The organism is Burkholderia sp. BC1, assembly GCF_052683555.1.
On sequence record NZ_JBQYLP010000037.1, the window covers coordinates 23,431 to 38,420 of the forward strand.

The 14,990-nt window shown below is 59.5% G+C and carries 9 protein-coding genes and 3 pseudogenes; 8 read left to right on the forward strand and 4 right to left on the reverse strand.

All coding sequences use genetic code 11. The annotated features are described in order from the left end of the window. Nucleotides 1-82 precede the first annotated feature (82 nt). Together ACSHSS_RS18755 and ACSHSS_RS18760 are read right to left on the reverse strand one after the other, a co-directional pair. Nucleotides 83-1,912: pseudogene (locus ACSHSS_RS18755) on the reverse strand (helix-hairpin-helix domain-containing protein); the annotation flags it as partial. Between the two features lie 343 nt (nt 1,913-2,255). After that, nucleotides 2,256-3,929, reverse strand: coding sequence for a TniQ family protein (locus tag ACSHSS_RS18760; protein WP_445545352.1), 1,674 nt, complete (start codon nt 3,927-3,929; stop codon nt 2,256-2,258). Between the two features lie 1,032 nt (nt 3,930-4,961). Here ACSHSS_RS18760 and ACSHSS_RS18765 point away from each other — a divergent pair. Further along, a pseudogene (locus ACSHSS_RS18765) lies at nt 4,962-5,582 on the forward strand (IS110 family transposase); the annotation flags it as partial. On the opposite strand, the pseudogene ACSHSS_RS18770 reads toward ACSHSS_RS18765, so the two are convergent. Beyond that, nucleotides 5,559-6,287, reverse strand: a pseudogene (locus ACSHSS_RS18770) (integrase core domain-containing protein); the annotation flags it as partial. The pseudogenes ACSHSS_RS18765 and ACSHSS_RS18770 overlap by 24 nt on opposite strands. A gap of 898 nt (nt 6,288-7,185) precedes the next feature. Here ACSHSS_RS18770 and ACSHSS_RS18775 point away from each other — a divergent pair. From ACSHSS_RS18775 to ACSHSS_RS18795, 5 genes are all read left to right on the forward strand, one after another. Continuing rightward, nucleotides 7,186-7,464 (forward strand): hypothetical protein, encoded by a 279-nt coding sequence (locus ACSHSS_RS18775; RefSeq protein ID WP_445545353.1) that lies wholly within the window; start codon nt 7,186-7,188, stop codon nt 7,462-7,464. Between the two features lie 27 nt (nt 7,465-7,491). Then, on the forward strand, nt 7,492-7,695 hold the full coding sequence (locus tag ACSHSS_RS18780; protein ID WP_445545354.1) for a hypothetical protein: 204 nt from the start codon (nt 7,492-7,494) through the stop codon (nt 7,693-7,695). A 177-nt stretch (nt 7,696-7,872) separates the two neighbouring features. Beyond that, nucleotides 7,873-9,312, forward strand: coding sequence for a purine-cytosine permease family protein (locus ACSHSS_RS18785; RefSeq protein WP_445545355.1), 1,440 nt, complete (start codon nt 7,873-7,875; stop codon nt 9,310-9,312). Nucleotides 9,313-9,402: 90 nt separating this feature from the next. Next, nucleotides 9,403-9,948, forward strand: coding sequence for a VOC family protein (locus ACSHSS_RS18790; RefSeq protein ID WP_445545356.1), 546 nt, complete (start codon nt 9,403-9,405; stop codon nt 9,946-9,948). A 23-nt stretch (nt 9,949-9,971) separates the two neighbouring features. After that, complete coding sequence (locus tag ACSHSS_RS18795; protein WP_445545357.1) at nt 9,972-11,552, forward strand: phytoene desaturase family protein; 1,581 nt, start codon at nt 9,972-9,974, stop codon at nt 11,550-11,552. A 39-nt stretch (nt 11,553-11,591) separates the two neighbouring features. On the opposite strand, the gene ACSHSS_RS18800 is transcribed toward ACSHSS_RS18795, so the two are convergent. Further along, a complete protein-coding gene (locus ACSHSS_RS18800) occupies nt 11,592-12,548 on the reverse strand; it encodes a LysR family transcriptional regulator (RefSeq protein WP_445545358.1) in 957 nt (318 codons plus the stop codon). Between the two features lie 119 nt (nt 12,549-12,667). On the opposite strand from ACSHSS_RS18800, the gene ACSHSS_RS18805 reads away from it, so the two are divergent. Together ACSHSS_RS18805 and ACSHSS_RS18810 are read left to right on the forward strand one after the other, a co-directional pair. Next, nucleotides 12,668-13,690 (forward strand): AraC family transcriptional regulator, encoded by a 1,023-nt coding sequence (locus tag ACSHSS_RS18805; RefSeq protein ID WP_445545359.1) that lies wholly within the window; start codon nt 12,668-12,670, stop codon nt 13,688-13,690. Between the two features lie 183 nt (nt 13,691-13,873). Beyond that, on the forward strand, nt 13,874-14,977 hold the full coding sequence (locus ACSHSS_RS18810; protein ID WP_445545376.1) for a porin: 1,104 nt from the start codon (nt 13,874-13,876) through the stop codon (nt 14,975-14,977). Nucleotides 14,978-14,990: the final 13 nt, after the last annotated feature.

A 14,990-nucleotide genomic window follows, 5' to 3' on the forward strand; every position in this document is an offset into this window, starting at 1 on the left:
CTGCGCGGACGTCGCTTGGGGCGCCTTCCCGGTTTATCGGAAAGGGCACAAGAATCAAACGCAATCGACTACGGATCGTAGATCAACAAAACTCCCTTGCTGTCGTCGGCAGCGAGCCGAGCAATTCGCTCCGGTCGACGAGCTTGCTCGCGATCAGGTGCCGCACCTTACCCTCGGCCTGCCATACACCGTAGACCGCGAGGAGCGCCGCGCCTAGCGCCTCCTTGCGAAACTTCTCCAGCAGACCGGGCCACAGGATCACGTTCACCTGGCCCGTCTCGTCCTCGAGCGTCATGAACAGCACGCCGTTCGCCGTGCCCGGCCGTTGTCGCACGGTGACCAGTCCGCATGCGCGCGCGAGCTGGCCGCTGCGTAACGTTGCCAGCTGCTCGGCCGACTGCAAACGATCGAGCGTCAGACGATCGCGCAGCAGCGCCAGTGGGTGCCGGCCGAGCGTGAAGCCCATCGCGCGATAGTCGGTCACAATCTCCTTGCCTTCCGACGCCTGCGGCAGCGCCGGCACGGCGTCGTCGCGCTCAGTGCCGCGCAACAGATCCCGATCGGGAATCGCCGCGGCCGCCAACCACAGCGCGGCGCGACGATTGCCGCCGGCGAGCGAGCGCAGCGCGTTCGCGCGGGCGAGCACCTGCAGGTCGTGCCGGTCGAGCTGCGCCCGCCGCGCGAGATCCGCGACGTCTACGAACGGTCGCACCGCGCGCGCGAGCTCAATGCGGCCAGCCACGTCTTCGCGCATGCCGCGCAGCAGCGAGAAACCGAGCCGCACGGGCGCCGATGTTGTCGGCCCTTCGATCGCGGAATCCCACGTGCTCACGTTCACGTCGACGGGCAGCACCTCGACACCGCGCCGGCGCGCATCCTGCAGCAGCTGCGACGGCGTGTAGAAGCCCATCGGTTGGCTGTTCAGCAGCGCAGCGAGGAAGACGCCCGGCTCGTGCCGGCGCAACCACGCGCTCGAGTAGACGAGCAGCGCGAAGCTGGCCGCGTGGCTTTCCGGGAAGCCGTAATCACCGAAGCCCTTGATCTGCGCGAAGATCGCCTCGGCGAACTCGTGATCGTAGCCGCGCGCGAGCATGCCGCTGACCAGCCGTTCGTGATACGGCTCCAGGCCGCCCTTGCGCTTCCAGGCCGCCATCGCGCGCCGCAGCTGGTCGGCTTCGCCGGCCGAGAAGCCGGCTGCGAGCATCGCGACCTGCATCACCTGCTCCTGGAAGATCGGCACGCCGAGCGTGCGCTTCAGCGCCTTCTCGACGTCGGGCGACGGGTAGGTGACGGGCTCGAGCCCCTGCCGGCGCCGCAGGAACGGATGGACCATGCCGCCCTGAACCGGCCCCGGCCGGACGATCGCAACCTCGATCACGAGATCGTAGAAGCACTGCGGCCGCAGGCGCGGCAGCATCGACATCTGCGCGCGCGACTCGACCTGGAATACGCCCATGCTGTCGCCGTCGCAGAGCATGTCGTAGGTGGCCTTGTCTTCGGCCGGTATGTCCTGCAGCTCGAACGTTTCGCCGCGCTTCTCCGAGATCATGTCGAGCGCGCGGCGCACCATCGATAGCATGCCGAGCGCGAGCACGTCGATTTTCAGGATGCCGAGCGCCTCGATATCGTCCTTGTCCCACTGGATGATCGTGCGATCTTCCATCGCGGCATTCTCGACCGGCACGAGCCGCGTGAGCTTGCCGCGGCTGATCACGAAGCCACCCGAATGCTGCGACAGATGGCGCGGGTAGCCGAGCAGCTGAGCGGCGAACGCGGCCCACTGCTGATTGAGCGGCGCCTCGGGATCGAGACCGGCTTCGGCGAAACGCTGGAGCAGATCCGCGCGCGAGTCGAACCAGTGGTGACTTTTGGCGACCCGATCGACGATCGCCGGATCCACGCCGAGCGCTCTTTGGCTGACAATTATTATGGAAATTTTCGACGTCCGCGATGCCAGTTAAGAGTAGCCGTGCAACGCGAGTGACAAAGCAGTGTTCATTATGGATATTTATGACAATGTATGGAGCGCGGTACTCTCTTGCAGTGGCAGATACCCACGATGAAGCGCCGGTTGAATTTACGGGTTGCCTTTGATTTCAGTCAATTGGGTGATTTACGGGTTTGCAGTGAGTGGTGGGTTGAGGTGCCGAGCGATAGTCCATGCTTTTTGCGACAATTTACGATAGTTTAGTTTCATGGTGATCGCATAGGCGCTGATAACCGGCCGGCGGGGACTTTGGGCTGCTTGCGGATTATCATTGGTGTGTGGAGAGTAACATCTTCGCAATAGAGCGATTTTTTGAGGTGTTCCAGATTCTCGCAATTTTCAGTATGGAGTGAATTTTTATATGCTTTACATTGTGTGGCGATTGATCGATCGCCCATTGAATTCGGAGGAGGGGGAGATTTGTATTGTGTTCATTAATCGCCTTGTGAAGATCGGCGCAGTGAGATAGGGTGGTAGCTACCTGACTTGAAGTTAAATGCGCAAGCTCAGCCAATTTTTGCGTGGTGATGAATATTGGTCGTTCGGTATGATTTGACAGTTTATGGAATGATTTATTCACAATCCCGATGTTGCGCTTCGCGATGGTGCTTTCATTTGCTCTCTTGGCTGCTTGTATGGCTCTGAGCGCTTGTCGGTAGCGAATGTTAAACCAGTCGCGATCTCGAAGACGTGCGCGCATGCCTGCACGACTGTATGCGACATATTGCCATAGCGATTTATCCTTTGCCTTGGTGATCAATTTCTCAATGGCTCTTCTGTCATCTTGGTAAGATGGGATTGGATGATTTGCTCTGCAATGGGGTCTTTGGGACTTAAGCCATTGATTGTCGTAAAGGCGCGCAAACCAATAATATTGGTGGAAATGTGACGCGCACAGTTGTGGATTTTTCTTCATTCTTTCGGTGAGAATGATTCGCGTCTTTTCTATCGTAATTTCTTCGGAATTGAGTGAGTTTGTTGGTGAATGGTCTGAATTTTTTTGAAGAGATGCTATCGTGTGGATCGTATCTAGATCGATATGTGTTGCAGCGAGCAAGGCACAGTATTCTCGGGCGGTTGCATGGCAGAGCGATTTGTTGAAACTCAATGATAATTGTAGATTGGTGAGGGGAAACTGCAGCAATCCATTTCCTACGGAGCGATTTGCATCTCCAAATGCCGTTCGTAATGTTCCGGTATAACCAATTGGAAGAATCAGCTGTTCAGTGGCCGATTTTATGTGATGCAACGAATGAAATGATATCTTATTGTTTAATGCGTCGGTGCTAATTTTTGTGAGTCGGCTAAGCGCGGAGTTGATTTTTAGTGGGGTGATTTTGGTTGAAAGATCGTGGCCGCATTTGCACCGTAGGCAAGGTAATTCAATAAAATATCTCCTTGAATTAGATTCAAATCGGTGGCAGTTCGGGCATTCGCTATATAGTTGAATCCTATGCTGTGGACACCATAAAATATTGGGGAGTTGATGCGCGCGGTGCCAAAAAGGTTCACCATATGTCCGATAATCATATGCAATGCATAGAGGGCAGAATCTGAGCTTGAAGTTGCTGCGGTGACTGTTGGTTATGCAACGGAGTGTTTCAGAAGGTGTATCGCCGTCCACGATTAGCTTTGGCAGCGACGGAGCTCCCGGGAGATGCCCTTCAATCAGATTGGCTGCGCCAAAAGTAAGTCGGTAGGGTAACGTTGTGAGCGTCAATAAAGTTTCCTCATAGGAAATGTAAAGAGATTCTAAAAGATTTTCAATGGCTTTGGAGTAAGGTGCGATGTCGAACAGAGAGGGGGGCGTCCTTGTGGCGAGTCCAACGGCCTCTAATTGCGTTCTCCATCCACGCACGCCATTGTGCAAACGGACACGGGCAAGCCAAGAACCTAGTATCTCGTCGGGATAAGCAGGTGGAATAAAGGGGAGGCACAGCATAGATTGAGATCCTTGGTCGCCAACTTCTACGTCTCCTGGGCGCAGTGTTATCGGCTAGCGCTGCCTGTCGAATACATAAACCATACACAATTTCGCGAAAATTGCATAATTTTTTTATGGGGTTGAAGTGGAGTTATTTTTTGGTTTTCTTAAAATTATTTCATTGAGGGTCTTTGTTGCTCGTGCTAACTATGGAATGGATCTCGGCATGATGAATAAGAGCAGCATGGCCTTGATTGATCGTAATTTTTCAATTTTTGCGAGGCCGGGTAAATAGATTTCGTGTGGATAATCAACAGTGCAAGAACGGGAAAGCGTCGCGTGTTGGTCCGGAAAATTTAGAATCGTCAATGCTCGAAATGTATATCGTGAATTAACGATATATTTGAGCGCCCTGCTTACAGGGTCATGTGATGTTGTCGACATACAAAAAAGGTCGCACTTATGAGAAGGGGGCTGAAATGTTCAAAAAAGACCACACCTCGTATTCCGCTATGTGGAAAAGTGAAATAACTGGTTGATATCAATCACCTTTATTTTCTGCTGCGTTAGGGGCCTGGGGAGTCAGCAGGGGCGTGCAAAAGTTTCCCGCCAAGAAAATTGATTAGTATTTCTACGTTAATGTGCGTACTAGGTCGCTGTGGAAAGGGAAAGCGATATCATTTCATGAAGCTTTCAAATTGAGGTGGGAATCCACTCAATGCGAGTCGACTGAATGACCTGACGTTGGCGCTTTCCCTGCTGGTGACAGAAGACCAAGGGACGACCACGGACGAACACCGCGCCGACTGCACGGGTGGCTCAACATAGGCCCTTTTTGCGGCGACGGCAGACTTACAGGACCGCGTGACATCTCGTCGACGTTGTGGCGCTCAATCGCGAGAACTGAAGGGGAACATAGTAAATGATATGAACGCCTCCCACCCGTGATCGGTGGGAGCCGGCAGGAAGGCGGAGCCTCACGGGCCGACGGCATCAGAGTGCCCAGATGGAAGACCATAGAGGGTTTCCTGGCAAACCGGAGGCTCCGACATGACGCATATGACAGTGGGTGCGGACATTGCAAAGAACGTGATGCAACTCCATTACATCGACGCAGAGACGGGCGAGATCGTGAACAAGCCGGTGAAGCGTGCTGTATTCCTCGAGCATTTCGCGAACCGGGCTCCCTGCCTGATCGGGATGGAAGCCTGTGGGGGCTCGCAGTACTGGGCCCGCAAGCTCACGGCGATGGGCCATGAGGTGAAGCTGATGCCGGGAAAATTCGTGAAGGCGTTCGTGATGGGCAACAAGAACGACGCGGTCGATGCGAAAGCGATCTGGCTTGCCGTGCAGCACGCAGAAAGGTCGGTCGCGGTGAAGACGGAAACGCAACAGGCGGTGCTGAGTCTGCACCGGATGCGCGAGCAACTGGTGAAGTTCCGCACGATGCAGATCAACGGCCTGCGCGGCCTGCTGACCGAGTACGGCGAAGTGATGGGCAAAGGCCGAGCCGCGCTGGACAAAGCGATACCGAGCGTACTGGAGCGACTGGTCGATCGTCTGCCGGCGATCCTGATCGACACGCTGCGCGAGCAGTGGAGCGGGCTGGCGGAGCTGGATAAGCAGATTGCCGGCATCGAACGGCGCTTACAGATGTGGATGAGACGCGAGCTCCACCACGCGCCGGTGATGTTCGGCGAGGGTCTTGTCGACCCGCCATTCACGATGGCGAATTCGTTCTTTCGTTTCGTCGTAGGCACTTTCCACCTCCTCCGCGAGAGGCGTAATTTCGCTTAACTCCGCGATACGATCGATGGGCGTTTTGCCGCCAAGTGAGCCGTGCGGGCGCCGCCAGTTATAGTCGAACTGCCACTCCTCAATTCGTTGGTCGATCGCATCCCCGGTCGGTGGATGATCCGACCAGAATTCGTCGAGGTCGGTGAGCTGTGAACGCTCGACCTTGCCGTTGAGGTGTGGCGAACGGGGCGGAATCGGTCGGAATTTGATGCACTCGCTCATCAAGCGCCGCTGCACTGACTCGGCGAAGAACTCACCGCCTCGGTCGGTCTGGATACGCTGAATCGGGAACGGCATCTCCTCAATGACGCGATCAAGAAAAAGCAGCGTATTTCGGGCATTTCTGCGTGGGTAGATCGCCAGTACCCGGAATCGCGAACAGTCGTCGATCGCCGTGTACTGGTACGTACCTCGAGCGATTTTCATCGTGTCCATCTGGACACGGTCTCCAGGCACCGGCCGGCTATAGCGTTTTGGCTGCGTCGGTCGCCTAGATCGAACCAACGGCTTTACACCCGCCTCGCTCAAGATCTTGTGAATGGTCGCGAGGGATAGCTCTCGTTGCTCGTGTCCGCGCAAGGCGCCGTGCGTGTAGTTGAGCTGCGCCTCGGTACCCGAAACGTGCAGCGTGCTTGGTGAGTTGAGCGAGTGAGGGTAGCGTTCAACCATGCGACCGAACATGTCGCTCGGAAGCGTTTTGATGATTCGGAGTCTGAAGCCAATGGTTTGAAGTTGTGCGGGCCAGTCAGCCAGCTGGTAGCCCTCTGGCTCACCCAATGGCTCACGCCCTACGCACCGTCACGGCAAGCTGCTGCTCCAGCCGCCTGCCACGAGCGACCGATGCGCGCAGCCGCCATCGGTCTATCGCTAATCACTGCGGAAGCGCGATGTCTGACAACTTCTCGCAAATGCGCGGGAGGTGGTCCTGCATAACAGGATCTCGCGCTTGAGGATTGGAGAAAGCGATCGGTCAGCCTCGCTGGCTGCTCGTAACACTCTCATAAGACCAAGCGAAGCCGGCAGTCAACGTCGACCGATCCGACTCCCATTTACCTCAAAAGCGGGCGTCGTTTCCTTCGGTAAGGACACTTGAGGCAAGTGTATCTCGACCCTTTGCCGGCGGTTACCCCGGTGACAGAGAACCTGCCGCAGATCGTAGAGCGGGCCAATTCGTCGCGCTTTTTCGGACGAAGAGCTGGAACTGATCGGTTTCTCAGTTTGGACTCGCAAGTTCGGCCGCGCCGCCGCCGCGCCAATGCGCCCATGATAGCTCCCACCTTGACACCTCGCATGTCGGGGAAGTGGAAATTGTCTGACCAGAGTCTTGCGAAGCCGCGCTTTGTGCAGTCAACGGATAGTTGCTGCTACGGCCGGATAACGCCGATTTTACCCATCCACCTATCTTTGAGTTACCTCGAAGGCAGCGAGGGTTGCAGCGGGCGCAAACGTAATCGTCCGGCTCGCGGTGGAGTTTGCAATGAACACGGTCGAAGTGAGGGTGGGTGATGTCGATGCGAACACGCGCGGGTTGCGGCGGATCGTCGAGAAATGGCTCGGTACGGATTTTCCCTTGAACCTGCGAATCAGCGAGGCCTGCGGGATCTCCGGAAATCGGAGGCAGTACGTTCGCATCGAGTTGCCTTGCCGGAACGATGGAGCTGCCCTGTACTTCTTTTTCCACGATGACGGAACCTGGGACGTCTTTCCGCAGGAAGAGCGGGGGCTTGCAATGTCCTCTCGCTTGTTCGCCGCGTGAGCGGGTAAAAGCCTTGGAGTAAATGCCATGGACGTGTTGAATCTTGCTCGTCATTGCGGAATGCAGGTGACGCTGGATGCCAGGATCGGGCGCGAAGAATATCGGAGCGTGCACGGATCCGTCGAGGCTCTCGAGCGATTTGCCGACGCGCTGTTCGCCGAGATGGGCCGGAACGGGCCGGAGGCTCGGCTGGTTGCCGCCGCCGGCATGCCGCGTATCGGAGAACCATGAGCCCGTGGCATTACCTTTTTTCATTCCCGGGATATCGATTGCCTGATCCGGATATCCAACGAAATTGTGGACCTCGACGATACGGTCAAACAAGGGGGCGGGGCCACATGTCATGGTTGGCTGAAGGCTGACCGAGCGGGCGCCGCATGCAAAGGCAGTATCAATGAGGAGTGAGATATGAAGGACGAGAGTCTAAGTGCGGCGATGGAGGATCATGCGCTGGAGCGTGTGCCCGATAACGAACGGAAGGGCTGGCTTGCGTTGTCATGGAATACCGCGGGAATCGTGACGACGCTGGTTCAGCTGTTCCTCGGCGCCCTCGTGACGTTTGTCGCGGGTTTCAAGATCGCCATTCTCGCGGGCGTGACCGTGACGATCGCCGGCGCGCTGCTCGGCTGGGCGTGCGGTCACGTCGCCTATCGATCGGGACTTTCCAGCACGGTGATGTCGCGCTACTTCGGCTTCGGGCAGAAGGGGTCCATCATCTCGTCGCTGATCTTCGCCTTCATGATCATCGGCTTTCTCGCGCTCGAGAACGCGTTGCTGTACCGCGGCTTCATCTTCTATTTCGGCATCGCTGACACGATCGTTTCGCGGATCGTCATCTACGGCTTGCTGACCGTCGCCTGGGTGCTGCTTACCGCCTATGGCTTCGCGTTGATCGCACGGGTCTCGTCAGTCACACTGGTCCTGTTTCTGGCGGTACTCGCCTACATCGCTCACGATGTCGTGTCGGGTACGGGCCTCGCCGTTTCGAACCTCTTCTCGTTCGGTTCCCAGTTTCCGGTCGATGTCCTCAAGTCGATGGGGGTCGAAGGCGATCTGAACAAATTCGTCTTCGCCGTCAATGTTCTCATCGGATCGGCCGGTGCGCTCGCGCTCGTCGACGCCGACCTGGGCCGATACGCACGCCGGTCGCGGGACATCGGATTTGCGGCACTGATCGGCAACCTCATGATGGACGTGTTGATGCTCGGTCTCGGCGGGATCATCATGTATGCGGGGATTCCGGCGCTGGTGGATTTCTATATGCGCACGGCGGGCATGACGCACGAGGCGGCTCTGCACGCATCCTTGCAGAGCCCTGACAGCGTCACGGCCGCGTTCGTCGTGTTCGGCGGCGCGCTGGGGGCGCTGCTGATGGTGCTGGCGCAAAGCAAGGCGCAAGTCATCAACACTTACAGCGCGTCGCTGTCCCTGTCCAATCTCTTCGATGCGCTCAATGTCCGGCCGGGGCGGCTAGCCTTCGTAATTGCCGCCAACGTCATCGGCCTGCTGATGCTCTACGGGAAGATCCTCGTGCTGGTCAATTCCTGGATCACGATTCTCGGCGTGCTGACGACGGCATTTGCCGGCATCATCGTCGCCGATTTCTTTATCGTCCGGCGTGTGTCGCGCGATCTCGACACCGATCTGGACCGCCCTGCGGAGATCGTCAACTGGTCCGGTGTTGTGACATTGGTCGTGGCAGTGGTCGCCTCTCACTACTACCTCGGCCGCTTCATACCGGTGGAGGCAATCGCCACGGTCGGCATCTGCCTGGTGCTGTATCCGGTGCTGCGTCTGACGGTGTTTCGGCCCGCTCATGCCGGCCGGCCGGCTTCCGCCAGGGTTTGAGCACGATACTGCATCACTGCCGCCGCCGCGAAAGGGCGACTGGAATGCCACGCGCCCCTTCGCTGCGCATGACAAGACCGGAGACACAACATGACGCATGAATGCCTGCCTGGCCTGATGCACGTCGACCACGTGGCGTTGACCGTGCCGGATCTCGATGAAGCGGTCCGCTTCTACCGCGATGTGCTGGGCGCGATCGAGCTTTACCGGATGGGCCCGTTCGATGCCGACGAACTACCGTCGATGCCGGACGGCACTGACTGGACCCACGCGCATCTGAACATTACCGGCGCGCGATTGAATTTCGTGATGATGGCGCTCGGCCGCAACCTGATGCTGGAGCTGTTCCGCTACGAGCGGCCGCATGACGCGCGTACGACGCCGCCTCGCAATTGCGACGTGGGGGCGAGCCATATCGCGTTGAAGGTCGAGCACCTCGACGCGGCACTCTCGTTCCTGCGCGAGCGTGGCGTGCGGGTGATGGTGGGCCCGATCGCGATCGACAGCGGGCCGTGCGCCGGGCTTCGGGTGAACTATTTTCTCGATCCGTTCGGCAATCAGCTCGAACTGGTCGAATACGGACATCTGCCGTTCATGGATGGGACCGACGCGCCGTTATACGCACGTCGAGGATAGGACGATAAACAGAGAGCAATCAGATGCAAGAAGAGACCGACGTTGTCATCGTGGGCAGCGGCATGAATTCGCTGGTGTGCGCGGCGATATTGTCGAAGCGCGGCAAGCGGGTCACGGTGATCGAGCGCAATGCCGAACCGGGCGGCTGCATTCGCAGCGAGGAGTTGTTTCCTGGCTATATCCACGACGTGCTGTCGTCGTGGTATCCGCTCTTTGTCGGAAGTCCGGCATACGCGGCGCTCAAGGATGAACTTCAGGCGGCAGGGCTTGCGTTCGCGCAGTGCGATTATGCGACCGGCATCGTGACGCCGGATGGCCGCGCGATGGCGTTTCGTCAGGACCTGGACGACACGGTACGCCGCCTCGACGCAGCCTGTGCCGGCGACGGTGCGGCGTTCGGCGCAATGGCGCAGCGTTTGTTCGGGGAGGATGCGGGGCTGACGTTCGGCTTGCTGGGGGAGAATCCGTACGGCTGGAACATGGTCAAGCTGATGTGGCGCGAATGGCGCCGCCGCGGGACGGACGGGCTTGTTGCTTTCGTCGGCGCCGCGCTCGAGAATTTTCGGCGCTGGGGTAATCGCACGCTCGGTTCCGATCTCGCGCGCGCGGCCATCGCGCCTTGGGCGCTGCACACGGGGCTCGGGCCGGACGATGCGTGCTCCGCGCTGATCGGCAAGCTGACGTTCGCGGCCGTGATCGCGGGTGGGATGCCGGTCGTCAAGGGGGGCAGTGGAAATATCGTCAAGGCGTTCCGTACGATCATCGAGCGCAACGGCGGCGTATTCGTGACTGGGACGGACGTCGAGCGTGTGATCGTGGAGCGGGGGCGCGCCGTCGGCGTAAGCGCCGGTGGACGAACGTGGCGCGCCCGCGAAGCCGTGGTATGCAACGTCACCCCGAAGCAGCTATATGGCCGCCTGTTGCCTGATGCGCCCGAGCCATGGCGCGAGCGCGCCGACGCCTATTGCTTCGGGCGCGGCGACATGCAGATCCACTTCGCGCTCTCGTCGCCGCCGCAGTGGTGCGATGCCGAGCTCGGCCGTGTGCCGCTCGTTCATCTGACGGAGAGCCTGGAGACGGTCTGCATGTCGGTGACGCAAGCCAACAATGGCTTGATTCCGGCGCATCCGACCATCGCGATCGGTCAACCGACCGCCGTCGATCCGAGCCGGGCGCCGGCTGGCGGCGCGATACTGTGGATCCAGATGCAGGAAATGCCGTCGAGATTGCGCGGCGACGCGGCGGGAGAAATCGAGGTGCCGGTCGACGGTCACTGGACCGACGCGGTACGCGAACAGGTCGCCGATCGCGTGCAGCGCCGCCTGGAAACCGTGATGCCGGGCCTGTCTGAGAAGATTGTCGGGCGCCGGGCCTTTTCGCCGGCCGATCTGGAGGCGCTCAATTGCAACCTGGTCGGCGGCGATCCGTATTCCGGTGTCTGTTCGCCCGACCAATTTTTCTGGCTGCGTCCGTTCGCGGGCGACAAAGGCCGTCGCGGGCACGGCACGCCATTTCGCAACTTGTACCAGATTGGGGCATCGACGCATCCGGGGCCGGGGCTTGGCGGTGCGTCGGGCTGGATGATGGCTAATCGACTGACCTGAGTGGCCGTCGGACTAGTTGGCCGGTGCGCGGCGGTGCGTTCAGGCCGACTCGTCACTGAGCGTGCGGATGACGAGGTTGCGTAGCCAGCGGTTCGCGACATGATTGTCCGAGTTGGCATGCCAATGCACGGTGACGGTGACCTCGGGGATGTTGATCGGCAGGTCGTAGACGGCAAACCTGTTGTCGGGATTGAGCCAGTCGACGGTGCGTCGGGGCAGTGTCACGATCCAGTCCGTCCTGGCAAGGATGTGCGGCACGACCGTGAAGTGCGGAACGCGCAACGCGATCTGGCGATGGATGTGCTTCTCTTGGAACTGCGCCTCGATCTGATGATGTGCGCTTTCGACGGATCCGACGAGAACGTGCGGCAGTGCAAGGTACTGCTCGAGCGTCAGCACGGCGTCGGGCAATGCGTCGCGGCGCCGGGTCATGCAGACGTAGTCTTCATGGAACAAGCGATGATGGGGAGTCCGATCGAGCAACATGGGCAGGTTGCCGATCGCCAGATCGAGTTTTCCGACGCGGAGCGATTCCTCTATCTGCACGCTCGGCACCGACTGGACGTCCAGGCGAATGCGCGGCGCGCACTGCTCCAGTGCGGCGCACAACGGCGGAAGGAACGCGAGTTCCCCGATATCAGACATGGAAACCAGGAACACGCGCGTGCTCGTCGCCGGATCGAACGGCGCCATCAACTGAAAGGCATGCTCGGCCGCCGACATGGCTTGCCTCAGTGGCTCGCGCAGCTCCAGCGCGGCCGAGGTCGGCTGCATTTCGTTGCCGGCGCGGACGAACAACGGATCGTCGAGGAGCGCCCGCAGCCGGCCCAGCGTGTAGCTGACTGCGGGCTGGGACAGGCCCAGCCGGCTGGCGGCGAGCGTCAGGTTTCGCTCTTCCAGAATGGCGTGGAAGACGCGTAACAGGTTCAGATCGATGCGAGCAGTATCCATGGCGAGCCGTAGGGTCGGATGTGACGGCGGCAGGAGGTTGGCCATCGGGACGCTATGCGTCGCGATAAGGCATTTTATTCGGCCGCCGGATATTGATCGATTCGGAGAAGCGCTCCGGTGTCGTTACACTGCATCGTGCCATCAGCCCTGCGTCGCGTGAAGCTATGAACACTCATCCCCAGTTCTTCGACGGCACGCCGGACGCGTTCCGCCATTTCAATGTCGAGTTCCAGGGCAGGATGGATCCCGATCAGGTTATCGATGGAGTGGGGCGCGCATTCAAGCCGCACAGGATGTCGGTCGCCGGGCCTGCGCATGCGCTCGACGCCGTGTTCCGTTCGCTGAAGATCGGAAACCTGCGGATTTTTTACCTCCAATATGGCGCGGAAGTCAGCGTCGATCCAGGCGAACTCGGAGATTTCACGCTGATTCAGATGCCCGTCCACGGCGCGGGGCACTACACGTTCGGTGCGCACCAGGTGTCGGGAGGCCGGGGCGTGGCCGCGGTACTGTCGCCGCAGGAGGCCACGCAGATGAAGTTCTCCACGGAGCTCCGGCAAATCATTGTTCGTATCGAACAGCCGACCATGGAGAAGGCGTGCGTGGAGCATATCGACCTGCTCCCGGAAAAGGGCTTGCGCTTTCAACCCGAACTGGACCTGAGCGGCCCGGCGGGGCGGGCATGGTGCGGTGCACTGAACTACATCCTCGAAGGAAGCATCGCCTTCCCGGAACTGCTCTGCACGACTGCCTACGCGGAGCGGTGCGAGCGCATGCTGATCGATACCCTGCTTTTCGCCCACGCAAGCAACTGCTCCGAACATCTCGCCGCAATGCCGGCGCGCAGGGTGGTACGACCCGCCTACGTGAAGCGGGCAGAAGACTACATGCGTGCGCACCTTGCCGATGTCGCGTCGGTCGAGGAGGTCGCGCGTACGGTCGGCGTGAGTCCGCGTGCCTTGTTCTATGCGTTCCGTCAGACCTACGACCAGACGCCGATGTCGTATCTGAGGGAGCTTCGCCTCAAGGCGGTACATGCCGAGCTCAAGTCCGGCGATCCGGCGACGCTGCGCCTGACGGATGTCGCGATGCGCTGGGGATTCGCGCATTACGGCCATTTCGCATCCCATTACCGTCGCCGGTTCGGCGTGCGTCCGCAGGACACGCTGAACGCATCGCGCGATTGACGGCGGTAACCTCACTCCAGTCGGTGAAATAGAACGTACCCCTCTTCGTCCGTCGGACGAACGCTGCGGGAATCGGATAGCGAGACGACTTTTGGACTTCGATGATCCAGACGTGCTCGCTGACATCCAGTGTGATGTCGGGCGCAAAGGCCAACGATCCAATTCAGCGTGAGGAGAGCAGGGATGAAAGGGGAGAATGTAAAGCGCCGGTCGGCAGTCGCAGGCGTTTGGGTAGCGGCTGCGTGCGCGTGTCAACCGATTGCCGCGCATGCGCAAAGCAGCGTCACGATCTACGGCGTGATCGATTCCGGGATCGACTATGCGACGAACGTGGGCGGAAAGAGCCAGGTGTCACTCGGGACCGGCGTCCTGGCACCGAACCTGTTCGGATTTCGCGGGAAGGAAGACCTCGGCGGCGGGCTCGCTGCGACGTTCGTGCTCGAAGGTCAATTCAACGCGGGCAACGGCGCCTCGATCGGGACACTGTTCGGCCGCCAGGCCTATGTGGGGTTGACGGACAACACGTGGGGCAGCCTGACCGCCGGCAATCAGTACGATTTCATGTTCACGTCGCTGGCCGTCAAGCGTTACGGCCCGGAGTTCCCGTTCATCTCGCTGCAGAATCTGCGGCAGGGCCCGTTCAACGGGCTGGGCATCCCGAACCAGCCGAGCGGTGCATTCGATTTCGACCGCGTGTCGGGCGAGCGCATTTCGAATTCCGTCAAATACGAGAGCCCCAACTTCAATGGCCTGAGTTTCGGCGCCATGTACGGATTCGGCGGCGTTGCGGGCGCGATCTCGCAAAATAGCGCACAAAGTTTCGCAATCGATTACGGCAATCATCTCTTCAATATCGACGCCGCGTATACCTACGTGCGTTACCCGGGCATCAACGGCGGCAATGCCGGAATCCGCAACTTCGGCATCGGTGGCGGCGTGTTCCTCGGGCCCGTCTATCTCGACGCGCTCTACACGTCCACGAGAAATACCTACACCGGGGGGCGCGTCGACGTCTACGAGGTGGGCGGCATGTATCGATTCAGCCCCGCGTTCCGGGCCGCTGCCGCCTATCAGTTCATGGACGGCAATGCGGCGCTCAACGGAAACAAGGCACACCAGGTCAACCTGACGCTCGACTATTCGCTGTCGAAGCGGACGGACGTTTATACGAGCGTCACCTACCAGCGAGCGAGCGGCAACGGCGCGCAGGCGCAAGTCATTTTGTTCGGCCCGTCGGACGGCCGGAATCAGACGGTATTGCGCGCCGGCATCCGGCATCTCTTTTGAACCGTGCGTAAAC

Excerpts from the sequence above, each read along its gene's own strand:
- ACSHSS_RS18760 (WP_445545352.1), bottom strand. The coding sequence starts at position 3,929 with ATGCTGTGCCTCCCCTTTATTCCACCTGCTTATCCCGACGAGATACTA.
- ACSHSS_RS18775 (WP_445545353.1), top strand. The coding sequence starts at position 7,186 with ATGAACACGGTCGAAGTGAGGGTGGGTGATGTCGATGCGAACACGCGC.
- ACSHSS_RS18780 (WP_445545354.1), top strand. The coding sequence starts at position 7,492 with ATGGACGTGTTGAATCTTGCTCGTCATTGCGGAATGCAGGTGACGCTG.
- ACSHSS_RS18785 (WP_445545355.1), top strand. The coding sequence starts at position 7,873 with ATGAAGGACGAGAGTCTAAGTGCGGCGATGGAGGATCATGCGCTGGAG.
- ACSHSS_RS18790 (WP_445545356.1), top strand. The coding sequence starts at position 9,403 with ATGACGCATGAATGCCTGCCTGGCCTGATGCACGTCGACCACGTGGCG.
- ACSHSS_RS18795 (WP_445545357.1), top strand. The coding sequence starts at position 9,972 with ATGCAAGAAGAGACCGACGTTGTCATCGTGGGCAGCGGCATGAATTCG.
- ACSHSS_RS18800 (WP_445545358.1), bottom strand. The coding sequence starts at position 12,548 with ATGGCCAACCTCCTGCCGCCGTCACATCCGACCCTACGGCTCGCCATG.
- ACSHSS_RS18805 (WP_445545359.1), top strand. The coding sequence starts at position 12,668 with ATGAACACTCATCCCCAGTTCTTCGACGGCACGCCGGACGCGTTCCGC.
- ACSHSS_RS18810 (WP_445545376.1), top strand. The coding sequence starts at position 13,874 with ATGAAAGGGGAGAATGTAAAGCGCCGGTCGGCAGTCGCAGGCGTTTGG.